This is a genomic window from Glutamicibacter ardleyensis, assembly GCF_014644555.1.
Lineage (GTDB): Bacteria > Actinomycetota > Actinomycetes > Actinomycetales > Micrococcaceae > Glutamicibacter > Glutamicibacter bergerei.
The window spans coordinates 179193-202111 of sequence record NZ_BMKX01000005.1 but is presented as its reverse complement, the minus strand read 5'-3'; the positions used below and the strand labels follow the sequence as shown (position 1 = coordinate 202111).

Below are 22919 nucleotides of genomic sequence, written 5' to 3'. Positions count from 1 at the left end.
TGCGCGCACACTAGCTTTATGACAACGCGGATCATGCAGCTGCTCACCGAGCTGCACACAACCTTGGCCGACTTGGAGGCGCTTTCCACCTCCGAGCTGCTCGCCCTGTCCGCGTTTGCCCCGGAACTTCAATCCGCCATTCGCACCAAGCTAACTTCCTTGGCCGAGCCCCGGGCCGCACTGCTACTGGCCTCCGACACCGAGGCGCTAGCTCATGAGACCGTGCGCACCCAAATTCACTGCGCCCACCTGATCGAGGCCACCGGCGCCCACCAACTAGACATCACCGAGCTTGACGCCTTGCGTGCCAACGCCTGTGATCTAGCAGCGCCGCCGGTTCTCACCGCTTCCCGCCCCAGCTTTAAGGGCGCGCCCGAGGTGCTCGCCGCTTGGCTGAACCTAGACTTTTTTGAAGCCCGACGCAGGGTGAACGACTCCCACCTGATGATTTGCCAGTTCGATGCCCAAGGTAACCGCTGCCCCGCACAATTCACGGCACTTGCCCAGCGGTTTAATACCGTTGGCCCGGACCCGCGCGAGTCGCTGAGCGCAGCTCGCCGCTTAGAAAAGTTCGAACCGACTACCGGTGAATTTGATTCCCCCGTCACCGCCAGCGCCCAGAATGCCGCCGGCCAACTGCTCGAAGACGCAGCGCTTGAGGTACTGACCGAGCCAGAACCTAAAACTCGCACCAAAAAACTGAACCGGCTGATCAAATCCGCCAAGGAACAACACGCATTAGCGGACCCACAAGCCGAAGCCGGGGTCTATCGCAAAGGCGAAAGAGACGGTCTGATCATCTATGAGGTGCGCCTGACCCCGCTGGACGCCGACGGCTTCGAGTCGCTGCTCACTCAGGCCAATAACCCACGCACCGCAGCCGGTGCGGCCAGCCGGCAGGTGGCCGCCGAGCATTCCCCAGGCAGCACCGCCGAACATCCTGATTTTGTAACCGAGGCCGAAGCTGCCAGTGCCACCTGGAACCCGCTCACCGAGGCAAGCGTTGCCAGGCGACGATTGCAGGCCTTGTTGATGCTGCTGAAGGTCAACGGCAAAAAGCTGAACCAGTTGCTCAGCAAAATTCACGAAACTCCAGCCGCAGCGCAGCTTACGGAACCGGAAGAAGCAGAAATCCCGGTAGTCCAGCCCACCATCATGGTTCACCTTTCCCTAGCCGAACTCACCGGCCTGGCCACAACCTACGGGGTAACCGAACATGGCTTCACGCTGCGCCCCGCCCAACTACGCCAGGCTCTGGCCAGAGCAAAAATCATTCCGCTGGTACTCGGTGGCCGCGGAGAAATTTTGGATATCGGCCGCCAACAACGAAATTTCCCGGCGTATATGCGCCGGGCGATCAAGGCCAGAGACCGCGGCTGCATTGTGCCCGGGTGCACCGTTGCGCCCGAACACTGCGAACTACACCATATTTGGTGGTGGTCACTTGGCGGGCCGACCGCCGTGCATCTTGGCTGCTGCCTGTGCACCGCGCATCATCACGACGTGCATGCGGGAATCCTTAAGGTCATCTCCAATGGCGGCCTACCCCAGGTGATCCTGCCCAAATTTATGGATCCCACCCAAAGACCACGTCGCAACACGATCAGTGACCGCCCCGAGGTTTAGCGCACCGGGTGGTCAACAAGAAATGGTCGTCGACCCGCCACGCGCACCGCATAGCCAGTCAGTCCCAGCGTGCCCAGTGGAATCTGATCCAACACCCGCATCGTCGCGGGGTTAAACTCTTCTACCACCAGCGGGGTATCAGCACAGTTTCGCCACGACAGTCTGCGCTTGGCCCGGCAGAGCGGTTCGGTGGCCCGTTTCGGGAGGTAGTTTGCTGGTGCAACGCTGCCCTGCCCGAACACCGTGTCTACCTGCAAACGCACCGGCTTGGAGTCCCACCCGCTGAACCCGGCGATCACCAGTCGAGCTGATTTGCGCAGCAACCGGTCATTGGCATGTTCGCCGTACACCCAAGGCTGATCGGCAATCCGGGTAAATTCAGCCTCGCTCAACGCGTTGACCGCACCAACCCCGTGCACCGAACAGCGATCCAAACATTCAACAAACTGCTCATATTCGCTGCTCTTGGAATCTTCATTTGGGTCGGTACATTCACATCGCGCACCGTTTTCCGGTTCGCGTGCCACCGAGGCGCCGATCGCCACAAAACTTAGCGGACCAAAATCGCTGGTCAACGGGACTTCTAGAGCAATATGCCCCACGATGCCTTGTTCGACCCAACGCACCAATAACACGATCAAGCACAGTCCCAGCGCGACGCTTCCGATCAAGAACCCGTCGATGCGCTCCCGATCCAGGCCAGAAAATACCTGCTCGGCGTCGGTGAGGAACTGCCAGGTGAGCTTCAGTAGCGGGTAGAGGATCGAGCCTAAAGCCAGATACCAGAGCGTGGTCGGCAGCTGCCGGTAGATGCGCAATTGTCGTAATTGTTCGCTCGGGATGAGCACCGTGGAGGTTGCATGAGCTCGCCATCGACGCAGTCTGAGGATCAGTCGCCACTGGTTGATCATTCCGCTGAGGGCCAGGAGCGCAAACCAGCTTGCACATGCCAACACCACCAGTTGCGCGTTTCCCGTTGGTTGCAAGATGACGTAGAGCATGGCGGTCGCGGCTAAAGCCAACCACGGGGCGATCCGCGCGGCGGCCCACATGATCGCGATGCAGGCTGCAATGACCGAGAAAGTCAGCAGTTTTCCGACTTCCATCTCTGGTCGTTGCGGGAAAGCGAAGCGGAACAGGTAGATGTTCAAAGCTATTAGCGGAACCCAACTGGCAAGGATCACCAGCATATTGGGCAGCGCACCAGGGACCTCGCGCCACTCATCGATGCCGACCGAGTAAAAAGGTACCATTTTCCCTTCACCGATACGATCACCAATCAACGCGTCGCCGCTCTTTGCCTGCTTCATGCTTATCCCTCACCGGCCCCGACTTGGTGACCTACAGGATTTAGTCTATAACTGTTACATTCTGCGGGCACTGCACCTTTGGGTCGATCTGCAGGCTTCACACTCAGCACGAAGGATGACTAAGAACCACCACCCCCTGCGGTTAAGCACCTGATGACGCAGAAAAGGTCCAACCCGCAATGGGTTGGACCTTTTCATTCAGCGTTTACTTAGCTCTTCGCCAAGCTCACTAGCACCAATCGAAATTAGTTGCCGGTCAGCTTTTCGCGCAGTGCAGCCAGTGCTTCGTCCGAAGCCAGGGTGCCTGCGTCGGTGGCTGGCGCCTCCGAGGAGTACGATGCTGGAGCAGCAGCTGACGAACCGCCGGTAGCGGCTGGTTCTGCTTCTGCTTCTGCGTCGGCAGCGATTGCAGCAACAACCTGCTTCTTGTGAGCTTCCCAACGCTCCTGAGCGGAAGCGTACTGTGCTTCCCAAGCCGAACGCTGGGTGTCGAAGCCTTCGAGCCATTCGTTGGTCTCTGGGTCGAAGCCCTCTGGGTACTTGTAGTTACCCTCTTCGTCGTACTCTGCGGCCATGCCGTAGAGAGCTGGATCGAATTCGGTACCCTCTGGGTCCACGCCTTCGTTAGCCTGCTTGAGCGACAGCGAGATGCGGCGGCGTTCCAGGTCGATGTCGATGACCTTGACGAACAGCTCGTCGCCCACGGAGACAACCTGCTCGGCCAACTCAACGTGGCGCACTGCAAGCTCGGAGATGTGAACAAGGCCTTCGATGCCGTCTTCGACGCGAACGAACGCACCGAAAGGAACCAACTTGGTGACCTTACCTGGTACAACCTGGCCCAGCGCGTGAGTGCGGGCGAAGGTCTGCCAAGGATCTTCCTGGGTAGCCTTCAACGACAGCGAAACGCGCTCGCGGTCCAGATCGACTTCGAGAACCTCGACGGTTACTTCCTGGCCAACTTCGACAACCTCTGATGGGTGGTCGATGTGCTTCCAGGACAGCTCGGAAACGTGGACGAGACCGTCTACGCCGCCAAGGTCCACGAATGCACCGAAGTTGACGATGGAGGAAACGACGCCCGGACGAACCTGGCCCTTTTCCAGCTTGTTGAGGAAGGTCGAGCGAACCTCAGACTGGGTCTGCTCAAGCCATGCACGGCGGGAAAGCACAACGTTGTTGCGGTTCTTGTCCAGCTCAATGATCTTGGCTTCGATTTCCTGACCGATGTACGGTGCCAGGTCGCGCACACGGCGCATCTCGACGAGCGATGCTGGCAAGAAGCCACGCAGGCCGATGTCCAGGATGAGGCCACCCTTGACAACCTCGATGACGGTACCGGTAACGACACCGTCTTCTTCCTTGATCTTCTCGATGTCGCCCCAGGCACGCTCGTACTGAGCGCGCTTCTTGGACAAGATCAGACGGCCTTCCTTATCTTCCTTGGTCAGAACCAAGGCTTCGACGCTGTCACCAACAGCGACAACGTCGCCTGGGTCAACATCGTGCTTGATGGAAAGCTCGCGGGAAGGAATGACACCTTCGGTCTTGTAACCGATGTCGAGCAGAACTTCGTCGTGGTCAACCTTAACAACGACGCCTTCGACGAGGTCACCATCATTGAAGTACTTGATGGTGGCGTCGACTGCGGCCAAGAAGTCCTCAGCAGATCCAATGTCGTTAATCGCAACGACTGGTGCGCTGTTGTTCTCGTTCGAGGTGATGGTCATGTAGTAGGGACTCCGTTGTGGATAGATTTGATCAGTCGAGACCCCGGAAGTCCCGGAGTTTCGAGTGGGTAAAGTTTACCTGCGGACATGACAAAGCCATGACACGCCTTCCTCAGTCTACGCGCCGAGCTAAGTGCGGGTCAAAGCGTAAACGTCTAAGATCGACAGCCTCACTTTGTGAGGTTCGTTACGTTTTGGCTTTTCTGGCGTCCGATCCTCAGGCCTCCACGCACTCACCAGGACCGCGGCCGACTCAGGCAGAGGTGAGCCGGACAACTTTTATCCCGGTGTCCGCCAGCTTCTTCAGCCCACGATCCACTCCTTGGGCGGTACCCGACTTCGGCTGATTAAAGTGCCCGATCCCCACGTCGCCGGCCTTCATCGCGCTCACCTGTGTGGCCACACTAGCTGCCGGGAACGTCGCCCCGGCATCCATATTCACGGTGAAGTTCATCGGCACCAACCCGAGTTTTCGGCAGAGGGCAACACCCACCTGATCCATATGTGCCGTCCCCGAACGGAAGAAGCGCGCCTCCACGCCAAATTCCTGCGCCAAGTACCGCTGATTGAGCACAATTTCGTCATAGGCCGCCGCCACGGACCCGGTGCCTGGTATTCCGTATGCCTGCTGCCCGGCAACACTGAGCGGGGCATGTTTGGTGCCGTGATTTGCGATCTCAAATATGGGATCCGCGATCAGTTCGGTGAGCAGTTGCCGGTTGCTCCGTGCCCACCGTTGATTGACGAACAACGTGGCCGGGGTTTTGTGTGTGCGCAATACTTCGATCAGCTGGTGATCCATTTTGCTACCATGGGCTCCCCCGCAGGCATCAAAGGTGAGCGCCACGCCCCGCGCCCCGGAGGGTAGCGCGAGCTGAATACCCGGCACCTCCAGTCCGAATTGCCCTGGTGCACGCCGAGCAAACTCGGCCGTCGCTTCCTTTTTACTCAAATTAGGGCTAAACAACGGTTCGGCGCTCGGGCTGGCCTTCGCCGGACCGGAAGCCGGCGCAGACCCACTGGCTGTCGCAGGTGCAGATGCCTGCCCGGTAGCTGAAGTTGCTGAGCTTTCGGGCAGCTCGGTACATCCGCTCAGCGCCGCCAAACCCAGCAGTCCCACCGCACCGGCGCCGCCGTCCAAAGCGAAGCGTAACAACCGGCGACGTGACAGCCCAGCGTTCACTACTCGTGTATTTGACTGCATAGGGGGTTAAAAATCCACCTGACAATAGGGTGCTTGCCGGCCGGCAAAGAGCCGATCAAGCACGGTGAGAAGCTGCGGTGTAGCGGTGTCTAGCAATCCGGCTTCGGCCAACTGCGTGGCACTGCGAGTGCCCAAATAGAGGCTGGCCAGTTCGCGACAGTCAAGCCAGGCCTCGGGGTCTTGACCCTCGACACGCTGCACCGACATCCTCCCGTCGACAACCTGCAGCTGCCACGTACCAGCGGTATAACCCAGCTCGTCGCTCACCGAGATCACCAGCTGCGCGTCACCGTGATAATTGCGCGCCGAAAACGCGGCCGGCAGATTCAAAATACGCAACCACAGATGATCATCACGGCCAAGCACCCGGTAGGAACGCGGGTTTTCAAGCGCGATCGGCAGCACATCATCAACCGGAGCCGAGCCGGTCACGCGTTTAATCAGATCGTGCGCGCCCAAATAGTCCAGCAGTTCTAGTCGCGCGGCACCATTAGTCGTGCACAAGGTTTTCACCGACATCGTGGCCGGTTCCTTGGCCCACCCCTCAAAGGTGTAGGTCAGATACCCGTCGGCGGTTCCCTGGGCATCATAATGCACCGCGGCGCGCAGGTTTTTGACCGGTTTGAGGTTGCCGTGGTTTTCCCACGCTCCGGTATCGCGCCCGATGTCGAAGGCCCGGTGGCTGACCGCTCCAACTGTGACCTGCTGGTGCTCGTGGCGCAGCGCCAGCATCTGCTCTTTGATGCTCGCCGGATCCACGGCCACCACGCTTCCGGTGTGTGGCCGGCGTAGCCGTGCCCCATGTTCAACATTCAGTTCAAAACGGCACTGCTCGGCAGCCAGCCCAAACCCAAAACGCCCGTAAATGGTGGCTTCGGTGGCGGTGAGCACGGCCACCGGCACCCCTGCACCAGCGGCCTGCTGCAGGTGGGTGGTGATCATCGAGCGCAATATTCCGCGCCGGCGATGTGTCGGGCTCACGGTCACCGCGGTGATCTGATGCACCGTCAGGCAGTTCTGCCCACCCACATTGAGCGTGCCGGGATAATACTGGTACGTGCCCACCGGGTCGCTGACATGCAAGCTTGGCGCGAGCGCCGACCGATCGTAGGCCCCGATGTACTGCACACCGTCCTGGAGATCCATCTCGGCCAGAATCTTATCGCTGTCCGCATCGGTGCCAGGGTCATGAAAACCTCGCCCGACGGCACGCGAGAAGGACACCCAACGCTGCTCAGGTTCCTTCGCTGCTTGTTCGGCAGCAAAAAATTCAAGGTTAATGCCCTGGGGTGTCGCAGAACTCATGGTTTGTACCTTTCGCTGGCCAGCATGTGGGCAACCCTCACTGCTATGAGTTCAAAGCCGCCAGTGCGCACCTAATAACAGGGGCACCCCGGCGGCTCCGAATATGTTAAACGGGCTTTAGTGCTCCGCCTCGTGCCAGGACTTGCCGATGCCCGGCTGGACATCCAACGGCACCAGTAGGTCCGCAGCCTGGCTCATTTCGTGCGTGACCAACTCCTGGACCGCGTCCAGCTCGCCGGCGGAAATTTCGAGCACCAACTCATCGTGCACCTGCAAGAGCATCCGCGACTTGTATGATCCTTCGCGCAACCGCTGCGAAATCTTCAGCATCGCCACCTTCAGCAGATCCGCCGCCGAACCCTGAATCGGTGCGTTTAACGCCGCACGTTCGGCAATATCACGCAACCGCCGATCCGAGCTGTTCAGTTCCGGCAGGTACCGGCGTCGACCGAAGATGGTTTCCGTGTACCCGTCCTTGCGTGCCTGATCGACCACCGCACGCAGGTAAGTACGCACCGCACCAAAGCGTGCAAAGTAGTCCTTCATCAACGTGCGCGCCTCATCCACGGAAATCTTCAGCTGCTTGGACAACCCAAAGGAGCTCAGCCCGTAAGCCAGCCCATAGCTCATCGCCTTGACCTTGGAACGCATCTCGGAGCTCACCTCCGCCGGGCTCACCCCAAAGACGTGCGAACCGACATAGCGGTGCAGGTCCTCGCCGCTTTCATAGGCTTCGATCAGCCCCTCGTCCCCGGAAAGGTGCGCCATAATACGCATCTCGATCTGCGAGTAGTCCACGGTCAGCAGGGTTTCGTAGCCTTCGCCGACGATGAATACGTCGCGAATTCGCCGGCCCTCTTCGGAGCGAATTGGAATGTTCTGCAGGTTCGGGTTCAGGCTGGACAGCCGTCCGGTGGCCGCCACGGTCTGCGCGTAGGTGGTGTGAATCCGCCCATCGTCGCCGATAGATTTCAGCAACCCCTCCACGGTCTGACGTAGCTTAATCGCCTCGCGGTACGCCATCAGCGCGACCAAGAATGGGTGCTGGGTTTTCACCAACAAATCCTGCAAGGATTCCGCATCGGTAGTGAAACCGGTCTTGATTTTTTTCGTCTTCGGCAGATCCAGCTCTTCAAACAAGACCACCTGCAGCTGCTTCGGGCTGGAAAGATTCACCTCGTGGCCGATCGACTCGTAAGCTTCCTTCGTGGCCTGTTCAACCTGCCCGGTGAAGTGCGCGTTGAGCTCGTCTAAACGCTCACGGCTCACCGCAATACCCGCACGTTCCATGTCAAAGAGCACATCGATCAGCGGCAGTTCCATCTCGGCGGCAAGCTGCGCGGCATGCTTCTCGGCAACCTTAATCGCCAAGAACGCGGAGAGGTCAAAGATTGCCTGCGCCTGCGCGAGCGTCGGTTCGGCCAGATCCGCGGTCAACCCCAGATCCAACTCCCCCTTCTTCGCCGGTTTCAGCACCGGCACCGTGTACTTCAGGTGGTACTGCACCAGATCAACCAGCTCGTGGCTGCGACGATCAGGCTGAATCAGATACGCACTAATCAGCGTGTCATCGCCGAGTCCGGCAACGTTAAAACCACGTTCGATCAACCGGTGCTTGGCAAGCTTGGCATCGTGGAAGATCTTCGGAGCCTGCGCATCGGCCAAGAAATCGGCCAGCACCTTCTCGCTGTCCTCATCCAGTCCGGCCAGTTCAAGCCAGATCGCCTTACCTTCGCGGAACAGCGCTACACCCACGGCTTCTGCGGCGGTCACCGCCAGCTGCACCGCAATCGGCGCGCCCTGACCGGCAGCGATAAAGTCACCCAAAGCGCCCGCGTCTTTCGCTTCCAGACGTTCAAAAACCGCCGCTTCGGGCTGCTCTTCATCCTCGTCTGCTGCAAACAGGTCAAAGAGGCGCTTACGCAAGGTGTTAAATTCCAGCGCGTCAAAGAGGTTTTCAATCTCTTCGCGGTTTGGTGCCACCAGCTCGGTTTCCTCCAAGCTCACCGGTAGCTCTAAATCGTGGCGCAATTGGTTCAACCGACGGTTACGCGTCACGTTATCCACGTGGGCGCGCAGAGATTCGCCGACCTTGCCCTTGATAGATTCCGCGTTCTCCAGAATTCCGTCCAGATCCCCGTAGAGGTTTAACCACTTCGCAGCGGTTTTAGGTCCTACCCCGGGCACCCCTGGCAAGTTATCGGCGGTTTCGCCTACCAATGCGGCCAGGTCCGAGTAACGCTCGGGGCGTACAAAGTATTTGGTTTCCACCGCTTCGGCGTCCATCGGCGGAATATCGCTAATACCCTTCTTCGGGTAGAGCACTAAGGTCCTGTCGGTGATCAGCTGGAAGGCGTCACGGTCCCCGGAAACCACCAGTACCTCGAAGCCGGCTTCTTCACCCCGGGTGGCCATGGTGGCCAGAATATCGTCGGCCTCAAAACTTTCCAGTGTGATGCTTGGAATGTTCATCGCCTTCATCACCTGCGCGATGAGGTCGATCTGGCCGTAGAACTCCTCGGGTGTTTTATTGCGCCCGCCCTTGTACTCGGTGTACTCCAAGGAACGGAAGGTGGGGGTATCAAGGTCGAAGGCCACCGCAACGTGCGTGGGCTTCTGTTGGCGGATCATCGTCAACAACATGGAGACGAATCCGTGGACGGCATTTGTATGCTGGCCGGTGCTTGTCGCAAAGTTTTCGGCTGGCAGCGCATAGAACGCGCGGAAGGCCATCGAATGCCCATCGATGATCAGCAGTTTCTTATCCGACGCAGAAGTCGTTTTGGTAGTTTCGCTCACGCCTTTTAGCCTAGTTGTCATGAGCGACAATTACACTTCTCACGCCGAGCAATCTTCAGCACATCCATTTGCGGCCCAACTAACCAAGCACGGTGTGCCCGCAACGATGTGGCCTGCGTTGCACGGACACGGAGTCGGCACGCTGGTAGAAAAGCTGGATATTCACTTCACCGAATTCAGCGTCGAACGTGTTTCGGCCACCATGCCGGTGGCTGGCAACACGCAGGTTGTGGGAATTTTGCACGGCGGCGCCTCGGCCGCTTTGGCCGAGACCTTAGGCTCGATGGCCGCCGCGTTGCATGGCGCGGGCAAGGCCAACCCGGTCGGTGTTGATCTGAACATCACCCACCATAAGGCCGGACGCGCGGGGCTGGTCACCGGTGTGTGCACGCCGATACATTTGGGCCGGCGCATCACCACCCATGAAATCATCATCAGCAACGACGAGGGCCACCGGGTGGCCACCGCACGAATCACCAACATGCTCCTGCCCATCGAGAGCTGACTGGTACTTAGGAAATCGCGTAGCTGGAGGCGAAGATGTCGTCTCCGAGCTCGCGAATTTTCAGTTCCGACAATTGCGCCTTAGCGTTGCGCCCAAAGATGTTCACTCCGCTACCCAGGAACACTGGCACGGTGATGACCGTCAGTTCATCAAGTATCCCGGCCTGAATGAAACCACCGGCCAGATCCGCTCCACCGACCAGCCAGACATCTCCCGCCCCGGCACTTTTGGCGATATCCCGGCTCCAGAAACTAATCTCACCGCGGATAAATGTGAGGTCGGTATCGGGCAGCGTAGGCAGTTCGTGATGCGTGAAAATCCACACCGGCTTGGTGCCAAAAGGCCACTGCAGGTGCCCTTCGCTGACATCTCGGACGATGGTTTCGTAGGTTTTCCCGCCGATCACCACCGCGCCGATGCCGTCAAAAAATTCTTGCAGGTCGCCGTGGAAGCCAGCGAGTTCGCGAAATGGGCGGAGCCAGTGCGTATCGCCCGCCTCATCGGCCACAAAACCGTCGATGGAGGCACCCACGTAGTACTTGAAGCTAGTCATAGCTCCAGTCTAGGGGTGCCTCCATCGAAGGCAATATTTAGTTGTTACGCACTACCGGTGAGGCGCTGCTACGCACCCAGAATTGCCCGGCTCAATTGTGGAACGATAAGCACCACGCCAAAGAGTACGATCACGCCGCACACGCCGAAGCACAGGTACGCGCCGAACTTATTAACCGACGTATTACTGTCTTCGTCGCGAGCCACGGCAAGTAGCCGAACGCCAAAGGAATAGGCAGTCACGATGCAAAGGGCCGCAACCCAGCTAACCAGCGCGACGATAAGAAAAGCTGACCAATCGATCATGAGTTATCTGGCTCCTTGTCCATGGCTTCCTGGGCAGCCTTGCGGGCAGCCTTCGCGTCAGCCTTAGCACGAGCACGACGCTCCTTCTTCGACAGAATGTTCACCGCGGCACCCGAATTATCGATGTCTGACAGGGTGTCTTCATGTCCTACATGGTTTTTGCGTGACAGGTACCAGAAGAGCAAGAGCATTCCGACACCGACTACGGCGACGATGCCCACGCCCACCGCACCAGTGTGCGTGAGCCAGGCTGCTAGGCCGCCGATGATGGCCGCCGCTGGAAGGGTGAACAACCAGCCCAAAGCGATGCGACCGGCGGTACCCCAGCGCACTTCGGCGCCCTTTCGTCCCAGTCCGGAACCGATCACGGAACCGGAGGCGACCTGCGTGGTTGACAGTGCAAAGCCCAGGTGTGAGGAGGTGAGGATCGCCGATGCGGTAGAAACCTCAGCGGCAAAGCCCTGTGCTGGCTTAACATCGGTCAGTCCCGAACCCATGGTGCGGATGATGCGCCAGCCACCGGTGTAGGTGCCAAGTGCGATCGCGATCGCACAGGTTGCTACAACCCACAGGTGCGGGCCGGTGCCTGCGGTCTGCAGGCCGGAGGCCACGAGGGTCAGCGTGATAACGCCCATGGTCTTCTGCGCATCGTTGGTGCCGTGGGCAAGTGCCACGAGCGACGAGGAGAAGATCTGTCCGTAACGGAAGCCTCCGCGCTTAGGCGAGACACCGTTCTGACGTTTGGTAATTGAATACGCCAGCTTCGTGCACATATAGGCGGAAATACCAGCAATCAGCGGAGCGCACAGTGCTGGCAGCAGCACCTTGGACAGCAGCACGCCATAATCGATTGCACCAAACCCGGCACCGACGATCGCCGCTCCCACCAAGCCACCAAACAATGCGTGCGAAGAGCTCGAAGGAAGTCCAAGCAACCAGGTGAATACGTTCCAGACCACGGCACCCATCAGACCCGCAAAAATCATTTCGGGCATGATTTGCACGCCCGTAGTGGGGTCTTCGTTAATGATGCCGCCTGAAATTGTCTTTGCTACCTCGGTGGAGAGGAACGCGCCAACAAGGTTCAAAATTGCGGCAAGAGCTACAGCCTTTTTTGGAGTGATTGCTCCGGTTGCGATTGGAGTGGCCATCGCATTGGCCGTGTCATGGAAACCATTGGTGAAGTCGAAAAACAACGCCAAGGCGATGACAAGGACGACGATTAGCGTCAAATCCATTGAATACCAGCCTGAGGGTCGAACGGCAAGGAAAAAGAACTTGGGCTTAGAGTGACAAAATCCGGTGCAAATAGTGTCGTGCCAGATTGGGCTCAAAGCGCAATTTCAATCTTATGCCCCTGAGCAGATACGTCAATCTGAACTGTCAACTGCTAGACGTATAAATCTGGGTGAACAGTTAGTGGGTTTTGATCAAACTCGCGCAAACTGGCCGGATTATTTTATTTTTTAACCAAAAAATGTGCGCCAAACCATAGGTGGCTTGGCGCACATGGCCGGATTTCCCGGCGTTGGGGTACTTTGCTTCGGTTACTTAACCTGGTCGATCACGGTGTCTGCGACCTGACGCATGCTCAACCGGCGATCCATGGAGGTTTTCTGGATCCAACGGAACGCCTCTGGTTCGGTCAGCCCCATCTTGGTAATCAGCAACGATTTGGCTCGATCGACCAATTTACGGGTTTCGAACTGTTCGGCAAGGTTACTCACCTCGGATTCCAAGGCACGCAGCTCATCGTTGCGGGAGATCGCAATTTCAATGGCCGGCGTCAGATCCGCCGGAGTGAAGGGCTTAACCACGTAGGCCATGGCACCGGCCTCGCGAGCGCGCTCAACCAGTTCCTTCTGGCTAAACGCGGTGAGCAGAACCACCGGGGCGATGCGTTCCTTAACGATCGCCTCTGCGGCGGTGATACCGTCCATCACCGGCATCTTCACGTCCATCAAAACCAGGTCTGGCTTCAATTCGCGTGCCTTCTCTAGCGCGCTTTGCCCATTGTCGACCTCGGCGACCACGTCGTAGCCTTCGGAGCGGAGGATTTCGACGATGTCCAAGCGAATCAGCGTCTCGTCCTCGGCCACGAGCACCCGGCGCGCACTGGTGGGCGCCTTGGAGGGGATTTTGGTGATTTCTGGTAGCTCGCTCATAGGGCGCCTTCCTTCGTGGTCTGCGTTTCTGCCGGGGTGCTGACAGAAGTAAAGAATTATTTCTCCGCGAGCCGCGTTGCTCCGGTTTCCTTTCTAAGCCTACTTGCATGTACGATTATCGAGGCGATGACGCGAGGTTCTCGATTAGGAAATCTACGAAACCTCTAGTAAACTCGTCAATGTGCTCGCCCAAGTGGCGGAATCGGTAGACGCGCTGCACTCAAAATGCAGTATCGAAAGATGTGTGGGTTCGAGTCCCACCTTGGGCACAAGGCAGATGCCGTCGGGCAAAGTGAAAACTTTGCTCGACGGCATTTTTTGTTAACCTCTGAGCATAAATGTGATGCATTTCGCAAAAACACCCAATACTGTGCGGTAACGGAAAAACCTGCCCGCACGCCTCAAATTTGAAGGCGTGCGGGCAGGTTTTTAGCTAACTACCCGAAACGGTTGTTTACAGGTCCTTAGGTGTTGAAACATTTGATGGTGCCCACGGCCCAACATGTTCACGCACTGGCATCGGCTTACCGTCAACCAGCTGTCCGGCATCGGCCAGGTCACCGACCTTGTGCACGCGTAGCGAGTTGGTCGAACCGGCCTGTCCCGGAGGGGAACCGGCAGCGATGCAGACCAGATCATTGATCTGCGCCAACCCTTCGCTGAGCAGCTGCTCGTCAACCTGCGCGGTCATCTTATCGGTGTGATCCGCGTAAGCGACCAAACGGGCCTGCACGCCCCACATCAGCGTCATGATGTTGTAGGTCTGCTGCAGCGGGGTGAAAGCCAGCACAGGCTTCTTCGGGCGCAAACGTGATAGGCGACGGGCAGAATCACCGGACTGGGTGAAAGCGACGATGTATTTCGCGTCGAGCTGATCGGCGATCTCCACCGCGGCGCGGGTGATCGCGCCGCCACGGGTCTTTGGCTGCGAGCCAAGACGTGGGATGCGGTCCAGTCCGTGCTGTTCGGTGGAGGAAATGATGCGTGACATCGTCTCCACGGTTTCCACCGGGTAAGCACCAACGGAGGTCTCCCCCGAAAGCATGACCGCGTCGGCGCCATCAAGCACCGCGTTGGCGCAGTCCGAAGCTTCCGCACGGGTTGGGGTTGGCGATTCGATCATCGATTCGAGCACCTGGGTGGCGACGATGACCGGCTTAGCCCAGCGGCGAGCAAGCTCCACCGCACGCTTCTGCACCAGTGGAACCTCTTCCAGTGGCAGCTCCACACCCAAATCGCCACGGGCGACCATAATCGCGTCGAAGGCGTGGATGATTTCTTCTAGGGCGGCGACTGCCTGCGGCTTTTCGATCTTTGCGATCACCGGCAGGCGTCGGCCTTCCTCGTCCATGATTTCGTGCACGCGTTCGATGTCGCTCGCGTTTCGCACGAAGGACAAAGCAACCATGTCCACGCCGGCGCGAATCGCCCAACGCAGATCATCTTCGTCTTTTTCACTCAGCGCCGGCACATTAACCGCAACGCCAGGTAGGTTAATACCCTTATTGTTCGATACTTCGCCGCCGACGACAACCTCGGAGCGAACCTCGGTGTCGGTCACCTCAAGTGCTTTGAGCTTGACCTTGCCGTCATTGATCAACAGGAAGTCTCCGGGCTTCACGTCGGTTGGCAAGCCCTTAAACGTGGTGGAGCACAGGTTGCGTGTGCCCTGGATGTCTTCAATGGTGATGGTGAACTTCTCGCCGACCTCCAAGATGAACTTGGCGTCGTCTTTGAAGCGTCCCAAACGAATTTTAGGGCCCTGCAGGTCGGCGAAGATGCCGACCGCACGTCCCACCTCGGCGGCTGCATTACGCACATTCGCCAAGGATTGAGCATGCATGGAGTAATCCCCATGGCTCATATTTAGTCGGGCTACGTCAACGCCCGCTTGGAGTACCGCTACTGTGTTTTCATAGCTTGCTAGGGCCGGGCCCCATGTTGCCACAATTTTTGCGCGTCTCATACCGTCAGCCAAATGCCTTTCATGTTTACATAGGCAAAATGCGACGAACCCGTGGTGGATTCGTCGCATCAAAGCTTATGCCATTCAAATGATGCTGATGGCTCTATCATTTGGAGCAACAGGTGCAGGAAGGTTAGTCGTTCCCGTCAGGAATTTATCGACCGAGGCGGCGCATGCGCGACCCTCGGCGATAGCCCAAACGATCAGCGACTGCCCCCGACCAGCATCTCCGGCGACAAATACCGCTTCGGTATTTGTCATGTAGTAGCCATCTCGGGCGACGTTGCCCCGGTTGTCAAAATCGATGCTCAGCGCCTCGGTGAGTCCGGAAGGTTCCGGACCGGTAAAGCCAAGAGCCAGCAGTACCAGATCCGCTTTGAGTACGCGTTCGGTTCCAGGCTTCGGCAGGCGCTTGCCAGCAACGATCTCTGTCTCTGCAACTGTAACACCGATCACCTTATTTTTCTCGGTTCCCTCGCCGGAAACGAAGTTCACCGTTGAGGCAAGATAATTACGTTGCCCACCTTCCTCATGCGAAGATTGCACCTCAAAGAGCAACGGCATCATCGGCCACGGCTGATTTTCGCCACGTTCGGTCGGCGGCTTCACACCGATCGCCAGTGTGGTCACCGAGGCGGCCCCCTGGCGCAGCGCGGTACCGATGCAATCCGAACCGGTGTCACCTCCGCCAAGCACGATCACATGCTTGCCTTTGGCGTCGATGCTGGTGCTCTGCTGCGAACCGGAAACCACACGATTGTTCTCGGTGAGGTACTCCATCGCATGATGCACCCCGCCCAGCTCACGCCCGGTTAAGGGCAGCTCACGCGCAACGGTGGACCCGGTGGCAACGATCACCGCATCATAATCGCGGCGTAGTTGCTCCCAGCTGATGTCCTTGCCAATCTCGATGCCGGTGCGAAAAATCGTCCCTTCGGCTTCCATTTGCGCCAGGCGCAGGTCGATCACCTGCTTTTCTAGTTTGAAGTCAGGAATGCCAAAGCGCAGTAGTCCGCCGATCGCCTCGTCACGCTCGTACACGGCCACGGTGTGACCGGCGCGGGTCAGCTGCTGCGCGGCCGCCAGTCCGGCCGGACCCGAACCGACGATCGCCACGCGGTGCTCGGTATGACGTGCCGGTGGGTAAGGCACAAAATCGCCTTGCTCCATCAGATGTTCGGCCAGCTCGGCCTCTACCTGCTTGATCGTCACCGCAGGCTGGTTGATGCCCAGCACGCAGGACGCTTCACAGGGCGCCGGACACAGTTTTCCGGTGAACTCTGGAAAATTGTTGGTGCTCAGCAGCCTAGCGGCAGCGTCGTCCATCCGGCCCCGGTAGGTCAAGTCGTTAAACTCCGGGATCAGGTTTCCCAGCGGGCAGCCGTTGTGGCAGAAGGCAACGCCGCAGTCCATGCAACGGCCAGCTTGCTCGGTGAGCGTGCCCGCCGTTTGCCGTTGCAGAACTTCTTTGTAGTCCATCAGGCGGATCGGCACCGGGCGTTTAGGTTGGGTGACACGCTCGGTCACCTTCAAGAATCCTCGTGGATCAGCCACGGGTCACCTCCAGAATTTTGCTCCACACCTGCGGCGAATCGGGGTTCTCCCCCGACGCTTCGGCTTGGGCACGAACTTGTTGAACCGCGGCAAAATCGCGCGGGATAATGCTGCTTAGCCGGGTGCGGGTGTGCTCCCAATCGAGCACCAAACGTTGCGCCAACGGTGAGGCGGTCAGCGCAATATGCTCGGTGAGCAGCGCAAAAATGATGTCAGCTTCCGCATCGCTGATGGCGCCGATGAGCACATCGCCTTGTTCGGCCGCCAGCGGGTTAAGTTTGGCCGGGTCAAAGTCCAGCACCCAGGCGGTACCACCGGAGAACCCGGCGCCGAAGTTGCGCCCGGTCTGCCCCAAAATCAGGACCTGACCGCCGGTCATGTACTCACAACCGTGTTCGCCGATGCCTTCGGTAACGATTACCGCTCCCGAGTTACGCACCGCAAAGCGTTCGCCCACCATGCCGTTGATGAACAATTCGCCGCTCGTTGCCCCGTAACCGACAACATTTCCGGCGATCACCTGCTCTTCCGGTTGAGACAAGGTGGTGTGCGGCGGATGAATAGCGATTCGGCCCCCTGACAAGCCCTTGCCCACGTAGTCGTTGGCGTCTCCGGCCAGGTGCACGGTGATCCCGGCGGGCAGGAACGCGCCCAACGACTGACCGGCGCGACCGGTCAGGTTCACCGTGATGGTGTCTGCGTCCAACTCCTGGATTCCGAAGGTTTTGGTCACGTGATGGCCAAGCAGCGTACCCACCGAACGGTCGGTGTTCACGATCTGTGCATTCAGCACCACCGGCAGCCGATCGCGCAACGCCGGTTGCGCGGCAGCTAGCAACTTCTGGTCCAGGTGCGCTTCCAACCCATGATCTTGGCCGATCCGGCGGCTGCGCGCTGTCAGTTCCACGCCCGGCACATGAGTGATCGCATCCAGCGCCAATCCCTGAATCTTTTCGTGCGCGGCTAGCTGCGTGGCGGAACCGGTCAATAGTTCAACTCGGCCGATCACTTCTTGCAGCGTGCGCGCACCCAATGAGGCCAATAACTCGCGTACCTCCTGGGCGATGAACTCGAAGAAGTTCACCACAAATTCGGCCTTGCCGGTGAAGCGCTCACGCAGCTTAGGGTTCTGTGTGGCGACGCCTACCGGACAGGTGTCCAGATGGCATACGCGCATCATGATGCAACCGGAAACCACCAACGGGGCGGTGGCGAAACCGAACTCTTCGGCGCCCAGTAGCGCACCGATCAGCACATCGCGCCCGGTCTTCAGCTGCCCGTCAACCTGCACGGTCACCCGGTCGCGCAGCCCGTTGAGGATCAGTGTCTGCTGCGCCTCGGCGAGGCCCAGCTCCCACGGGGTTCCTGCATGCTTGAGCGAATTCATCGGGCTAGCACCGGTACCACCATCATGACCGGAGATCAGCACCACGTCGGCCTTGGCCTTCGCCACCCCGGCGGCCACGGTGCCAATGCCTGACTCGGAGACCAGCTTCACATGCACCCGCGCCGAAGGATTGGAGCACTTCGCATCGTGAATCAGCTGGGCCAGGTCCTCGATCGAGTAGATATCGTGGTGTGGCGGCGGAGAAATCAGTCCCACGCCGGGGGTGGAATGACGCGTTTTCGCCACCCACGGGTAGAGCTTCTGGCTCATCAGCTGGCCACCCTCGCCGGGTTTGGCACCCTGGGCCATCTTGATCTGAATGTCATCGGCGTTCGTCAGGTAGAGACTGGTCACCCCAAAACGGCCCGAAGCGATCTGCTTCACCGCGCTGCGGCGCGCCGGATCGAGCAGGCGTTCGGGATCTTCGCCGCCCTCGCCGGTATTAGATTTTGCCCCCAGCTGGTTCATCGCGATGGCCAGCGTCTCATGGGCCTCGGCGGAGATCGAGCCGTAGCTCATCGCCCCGGTAGCGAAACGTTTCACGATCTCGCTAACCGGTTCCACCTGGTCGATGTCGATCGGGGTGATCCCGGAGGTGTCGAATTCCAGCAGGCCACGCAAGGTTTTAAGCTGCGTTGCCTGGTCATCTACCGCCTGGGTGTACTGCTTGAACACGTCGTAGCGTCGGGTGCGTGTTGCGTGTTGCAGGCGGAACACGGTTTGCGGATCAAAAAGATGCGGTGGCCCGGTACGGCGCCACTGGTATTCACCACCGGTTTCCAACTCGTTGGGCTGGGCGCCACCGGAGTTTTCCGGGTAGGCCCGCGCGTGGCGGGCGGCAGCCTCCGCGGCCACCACCTCCAGTTCAATGCCCGAAAGCTTCGTGGTGGTACCGGTAAAGTACTGATCGACCACGCGCTGGGACAGCCCGATGGCTTCAAAGGTCTGCGCACCGCAATAACTGGAGACCGTTGAAATGCCCATTTTGGACATAATCTTCAGCACCCCCTTGCCCAGGGCCTTGCGCAGGTTCGAGCTGGCTAGTGCACCGTCAACCCCGGACAATTCGCCCTGCTCGGCCATTTCTTCCACGGATTCCAGGGCCAGATACGGGTTGATTGCCGAGGCGCCGTAACCGATTAGCGCGGCGATATGATGCACCTCGCGAGCATCGCCAGATTCAATAATCAGTGACACACGGGTACGGTTTGAGCTTTTCAGCAGGTGGTGGTGCACCGCGGAAGTCAGCAGCAACGACGGGATCGGAGCCCACGCGGCGGAAGAATCACGGTCCGAGAGCACCAGGTAGCGCACCCCGCGGTTCACCGCGGCAGAGACCTTCTCACAAATTTCTTGCAGCCGGGCCCGTAGCTCGGACTCGCCGCCGGCCGGACGGTACAGCCCGCGCACCTTCAGCGAGTACTTCTCCCCCTGCTCATCGCGCAGGTTCACGATCTTGGCCAGCTGGTCGTTGGAGAGCACCGGGTAGTCCAGCGAGATATGGGTCTGCGGCACACGATCCAGCGAGAGCAGGTTGCCGTCCGGGCCAATGCTGGTGCCCATGGAGGTGACAAGTTCTTCACGGATCGCATCCAGCGGCGGGTTGGTCACCTGGGCGAAGGACTGGGTGAAGTAGTCAAAGAGCAGACGCGGACGATCGGCTAGCGCGGCGATCGGCGTGTCGGTGCCCATCGCGGCTAGTGGTTCGGCGCCGGTTCTCGCCATCGGTGCCAGCAGGATGCGCAGTTCCTCGGTGGTGTAGCCGAAGGTCAGCTGGCGCAATTGCACCGAGGCCGAGGAGTGGCGCACATGTTCAAGATCCGGAAAATCATCGAGCGTCTTCAGGTTTGCGCTCACCCATTCACGCCAGGGTTTCGCGGCCGCCACCTGTGCCTTAATTTCCGCGTCGGGGACTATGCGTCCACCGGCTAGGTCCACGGCGAACATTTTGCCCGGGGCCACGCGGCCCTTGGCGAGGATATGCTCCTCTGCGGTGTCGATGACGCCGACCTCGCTGGCAAGCACCACCAGGTCATCGTCGGTCACCCACCAGCGGGCCGGACGCAGACCGTTGCGGTCCAGCACGGCGCCGGCCATCTGCCCATCGGTAAAGCACACCGCGGCCGGGCCATCCCACGGTTCGATGAGCATCGAGTGGTATTCGTAAAAGGCGCGCAGGTCCGCGTCCATGGTCTCATCGTTCTCCCATGGTTGCGGGATCATCATCATGATCGCTTCGCTGACGTTGCGGCCGGAGAGCATCAGCATCTCGGCGACCTCGTCGAAGGAGGCCGAATCCGAGGCGCCGGGCGTGCAGATCGGGAATAGTTCCTCGGGTACCTCGCCAAGTAGCGACGAGGACAGCGTGGACTGCCGGGCGCGCATCCAGTTGCGGTTGCCCTTGACGGTGTTGATCTCGCCGTTATGCGCGATGCTCCGGAAGGGTTGGGCCAGCGGCCAGGAAGGGAAGGTATTGGTAGAGAAGCGTGAGTGCACGATCGCGCAGCGGCTAGCAAAACGCGCATCGGACAGGTCTGGGTAAAACGGTTCGAGTTGCGCGGTGGAAACCATGCCCTTGTAGACGATGGTCTGCGCGGAGAATGAGGCGAAGTACACGCCGATCTTGTTGTGCGCGCGGCGGCGGATACGCCAGGCCGCGGAATCTAGCTCACGACTGCTCAACGCGGTAGCGGAGCCGGTGACAAAAAATTGGGTGATCTTCGGCATCACCTTGCGCGCGGAGGCGCCGAGTACCGAAGCATCAACGGGCACCTCACGCCAGCCGAGCACGCGCAGCTGTTCTTCGGCTGCCAGCGCTTCCAGCTCGTGGCGGGCAAATTCGGCTTCGCCGGGCTCGGCCGGCAAAAAGCCCATGCCTACGGCATAGGTTCCGGCGGCGGGCAGTTCAAACTCGGTGACCGCACGAAAAAATCCGTCGGGCAGATGCAGCAGAATGCCTGCTCCGTCGCCGGTGCCTTCATCGGCGCCGATCGCGCCGCGGTGTTCCAGCCGGCGTAACGCGGTCAGTGCATGAGTGACGATCTGGTGCGAGGCAGCATTTTTCAGCGAAGCGATCATCGCTAAACCACAGGCGTCCTTTTCCGCGGCCGGATCATATAAACCCTGAGCCGGTGGAATCGCGGAGAATCGGGTGTAGGGCGAGGTAACTTCCCCGCCTAAACCTGGGGAGGCGTTCAGCTGGACTCCGGTCGTGCTCATGAGCGTGCCTTTCGTGGGGTGTACGGTGAAAGGCGAGCCGGGCCGGGCCGATAAATCGTTGATCGGTAATTACTGCCGCTCGCCATACCTGCATTGCAGGGTGCAGGAATCCACCGCGCTGTGGTTCTTTTTGACGTCCGATCGGGCTCACCGACGGTGCGGCTCGTCCGGACGTGTAGCTTCACAGTACGCGCGTTATGTTTCTTGCTGGCACGCAGTTTTGTTTCGAAAATGTTAATGCGTGTTGCAGCGGACACAAAAAACCGGGGAGCCGACACCCTGTCTCGGTGTCTGCTCCCCGGTTTTCGCCGCGGCCTAGTGCTTAGGCTAGCGGTTGGGATTCATCGTCGGAGCTCGATTTTTTCTCGACTCCGGGAGATTTATGCTTCTCTGCGGACGCGGACGCTTGCACCGCCGCCGGTTCCCGGCCCTCGGCGAACAGCGAATCTTTGCCCTCGGGGCGTAGCTTTGCCAACACATAGCTCAGCGCCAACGAACCAAAAATTACCAAGCCGATGGCCAACCACTGGTGGATGCGCAGGGACAGTGGCCCGATGGTGATGATTTCTGCCGGGTCCAGACGTAGCGACTCGGTGAAGGTGCGGCCGATGCCGTACCAGATCACGTAGCAGCAGAACATCGCCCCGCGGCGCAGTTTGAACTTTTTGTCCAGCGCGAGCAGTACCACCACGCCCAGTACATTCCACAGTGATTCGTAGAGGAACGTGGGGTGGAAGAGCGTATCTGCCGGGAGCCCGGCCGGGAAATTGTAGTGCTCCGGGTCGATCTGCAGTCCCCAGGGCAGGGTGGTCGGCGCACCAAAGAGCTCTTGGTTAAACCAGTTGCCCCAGCGGCCGGCGGCTTGGGCCAGCAATACGCCGGGCGCTACCGCGTCGATAAACGCCGAGAGCCGTACCCCGGTGCGCCGGCAACCTATCCAGGCGCCGACGATGCCCAGCGAGATCGCCCCCATAATACCCAATCCGCCCAGCCACAACTGCGGAATCTCGGCCCAGTGCGATTGCCGCCCGCCGAGCCCAAAATAGTAGCCGGGGTCGGTAATCAGCACATGGTAAAGCCGTCCGCCGACGATGCCGAAAGGGATCGCCCAAATAACGATGTCCCAGAGCTGATCCGAGTCCCCGCCGCGGGCGCGCATTCGCCGGCTGGTCAGCCAGAGCGCCAGCACGATGCCCACCAAGATGCACAGCGCATAGGCGTGGATAGTCAGTGGGCCGATCGAAAACTTTGAAAACTCGACCGGCGGTGACGGGATGGAAGTCGGAAACAT

Annotated in this window: 15 protein-coding genes and 1 tRNA gene; 3 read left to right on the top strand and 13 right to left on the bottom strand. The window is 59.4% G+C overall.

The features are described from left to right. The first annotated feature begins 33 nt into the window (after nt 1–33). Nucleotides 34–1626, top strand: a complete 1593-nt coding sequence (locus IEX04_RS11405; RefSeq protein ID WP_229677111.1) for an HNH endonuclease signature motif containing protein — start codon at nt 34–36, stop codon at nt 1624–1626. On the opposite strand, the gene IEX04_RS11400 is transcribed toward IEX04_RS11405, so the two are convergent. From IEX04_RS11400 to polA, 5 genes are all read right to left on the bottom strand, one after another. Then, nucleotides 1623–2936, bottom strand: a complete 1314-nt coding sequence (locus IEX04_RS11400) for a hypothetical protein (protein WP_188685823.1) — start codon at nt 2934–2936, stop codon at nt 1623–1625. The two genes, IEX04_RS11405 and IEX04_RS11400, sit on opposite strands and share 4 nt — an antisense overlap. Before the next feature lie 245 nt (nt 2937–3181). Then, the gene (gene rpsA, locus IEX04_RS11395; RefSeq protein ID WP_188685821.1) at nt 3182–4666 is read right to left on the bottom strand and encodes a 30S ribosomal protein S1; all 1485 of its coding nucleotides are present in this window, start codon (nt 4664–4666) and stop codon (nt 3182–3184) included. A 253-nt stretch (nt 4667–4919) separates the two neighbouring features. Then, nucleotides 4920–5870, bottom strand: a complete 951-nt coding sequence (locus IEX04_RS11390) for a polysaccharide deacetylase family protein (protein ID WP_188685820.1) — start codon at nt 5868–5870, stop codon at nt 4920–4922. Between the two features lie 6 nt (nt 5871–5876). Further along, on the bottom strand, nt 5877–7175 hold the full coding sequence (locus IEX04_RS11385; protein WP_188685818.1) for a GNAT family N-acetyltransferase: 1299 nt from the start codon (nt 7173–7175) through the stop codon (nt 5877–5879). A gap of 117 nt (nt 7176–7292) precedes the next feature. After that, nucleotides 7293–9908, bottom strand: a complete 2616-nt coding sequence (polA, locus tag IEX04_RS11380; protein WP_229677117.1) for a DNA polymerase I — start codon at nt 9906–9908, stop codon at nt 7293–7295. A gap of 85 nt (nt 9909–9993) precedes the next feature. Here polA and IEX04_RS11375 point away from each other — a divergent pair, with 85 nt between their 5' ends. After that, nucleotides 9994–10479, top strand: a complete 486-nt coding sequence (locus IEX04_RS11375) for a hotdog fold thioesterase (protein WP_096253805.1) — start codon at nt 9994–9996, stop codon at nt 10477–10479. 7 nt (nt 10480–10486) lie between these two features. On the opposite strand, the gene IEX04_RS11370 is transcribed toward IEX04_RS11375, so the two are convergent. The 4 genes from IEX04_RS11370 to IEX04_RS11355 form a co-directional block, all read right to left on the bottom strand. After that, on the bottom strand, nt 10487–11032 hold the full coding sequence (locus IEX04_RS11370; protein WP_096253806.1) for a dihydrofolate reductase family protein: 546 nt from the start codon (nt 11030–11032) through the stop codon (nt 10487–10489). 68 nt (nt 11033–11100) lie between these two features. After that, nucleotides 11101–11337 (bottom strand): hypothetical protein, encoded by a 237-nt coding sequence (locus IEX04_RS11365; RefSeq protein WP_096253807.1) that lies wholly within the window; start codon nt 11335–11337, stop codon nt 11101–11103. Then, entirely contained in the window at nt 11334–12575 is a 1242-nt protein-coding gene (locus tag IEX04_RS11360; protein WP_188685814.1) for an inorganic phosphate transporter, read from the bottom strand. The genes IEX04_RS11365 and IEX04_RS11360 overlap by 4 nt, the downstream gene beginning before the upstream one ends. Before the next feature lie 309 nt (nt 12576–12884). Continuing rightward, entirely contained in the window at nt 12885–13502 is a 618-nt protein-coding gene (locus tag IEX04_RS11355) for an ANTAR domain-containing response regulator (RefSeq protein WP_096253809.1), read from the bottom strand. 187 nt (nt 13503–13689) lie between these two features. Here IEX04_RS11355 and IEX04_RS11350 point away from each other — a divergent pair. Beyond that, nucleotides 13690–13771 (top strand) — tRNA-Leu (locus IEX04_RS11350). A gap of 185 nt (nt 13772–13956) precedes the next feature. Here IEX04_RS11350 and pyk read toward each other — a convergent pair. From pyk to lgt, 4 genes are all read right to left on the bottom strand, one after another. Continuing rightward, nucleotides 13957–15468 carry a pyruvate kinase gene (gene pyk / locus IEX04_RS11345; protein WP_096253810.1) on the bottom strand — a complete coding sequence of 504 codons (1512 nt, stop codon included), beginning with the start codon at nt 15466–15468 and terminating at the stop codon, nt 13957–13959. An 84-nt stretch (nt 15469–15552) separates the two neighbouring features. Further along, entirely contained in the window at nt 15553–17022 is a 1470-nt protein-coding gene (locus tag IEX04_RS11340) for a glutamate synthase subunit beta (RefSeq protein WP_188685812.1), read from the bottom strand. Continuing rightward, nucleotides 17015–21628, bottom strand: a complete 4614-nt coding sequence (gene gltB, locus IEX04_RS11335; protein ID WP_188685810.1) for a glutamate synthase large subunit — start codon at nt 21626–21628, stop codon at nt 17015–17017. Before gltB ends, IEX04_RS11340 begins: the two co-directional genes overlap by 8 nt. 322 nt (nt 21629–21950) lie before the next feature. Then, on the bottom strand, nt 21951–22919 hold the full coding sequence (gene lgt / locus IEX04_RS11330) for a prolipoprotein diacylglyceryl transferase (protein ID WP_188685808.1): 969 nt from the start codon (nt 22917–22919) through the stop codon (nt 21951–21953).

What these genes read in the sequence shown, in the direction of transcription:
- lgt (WP_188685808.1), bottom strand. Translation starts at nt 22,919, where the DNA reads ATGTTTCCGACTTCCATCCCGTCACCGCCGGTCGAGTTTTCAAAGTTT.
- IEX04_RS11370 (WP_096253806.1), bottom strand. Translation starts at nt 11,032, where the DNA reads ATGACTAGCTTCAAGTACTACGTGGGTGCCTCCATCGACGGTTTTGTG.
- polA (WP_229677117.1), bottom strand. Translation starts at nt 9,908, where the DNA reads ATGGCCTTCCGCGCGTTCTATGCGCTGCCAGCCGAAAACTTTGCGACA.
- rpsA (WP_188685821.1), bottom strand. Translation starts at nt 4,666, where the DNA reads ATGACCATCACCTCGAACGAGAACAACAGCGCACCAGTCGTTGCGATT.
- IEX04_RS11355 (WP_096253809.1), bottom strand. Translation starts at nt 13,502, where the DNA reads ATGAGCGAGCTACCAGAAATCACCAAAATCCCCTCCAAGGCGCCCACC.
- IEX04_RS11360 (WP_188685814.1), bottom strand. Translation starts at nt 12,575, where the DNA reads ATGGATTTGACGCTAATCGTCGTCCTTGTCATCGCCTTGGCGTTGTTT.
- IEX04_RS11375 (WP_096253805.1), top strand. Translation starts at nt 9,994, where the DNA reads ATGAGCGACAATTACACTTCTCACGCCGAGCAATCTTCAGCACATCCA.
- IEX04_RS11405 (WP_229677111.1), top strand. Translation starts at nt 34, where the DNA reads ATGCAGCTGCTCACCGAGCTGCACACAACCTTGGCCGACTTGGAGGCG.
- IEX04_RS11400 (WP_188685823.1), bottom strand. Translation starts at nt 2,936, where the DNA reads ATGAAGCAGGCAAAGAGCGGCGACGCGTTGATTGGTGATCGTATCGGT.
- pyk (WP_096253810.1), bottom strand. Translation starts at nt 15,468, where the DNA reads ATGAGACGCGCAAAAATTGTGGCAACATGGGGCCCGGCCCTAGCAAGC.
- IEX04_RS11390 (WP_188685820.1), bottom strand. Translation starts at nt 5,870, where the DNA reads ATGCAGTCAAATACACGAGTAGTGAACGCTGGGCTGTCACGTCGCCGG.
- IEX04_RS11365 (WP_096253807.1), bottom strand. Translation starts at nt 11,337, where the DNA reads ATGATCGATTGGTCAGCTTTTCTTATCGTCGCGCTGGTTAGCTGGGTT.
- IEX04_RS11385 (WP_188685818.1), bottom strand. Translation starts at nt 7,175, where the DNA reads ATGAGTTCTGCGACACCCCAGGGCATTAACCTTGAATTTTTTGCTGCC.
- gltB (WP_188685810.1), bottom strand. Translation starts at nt 21,628, where the DNA reads ATGAGCACGACCGGAGTCCAGCTGAACGCCTCCCCAGGTTTAGGCGGG.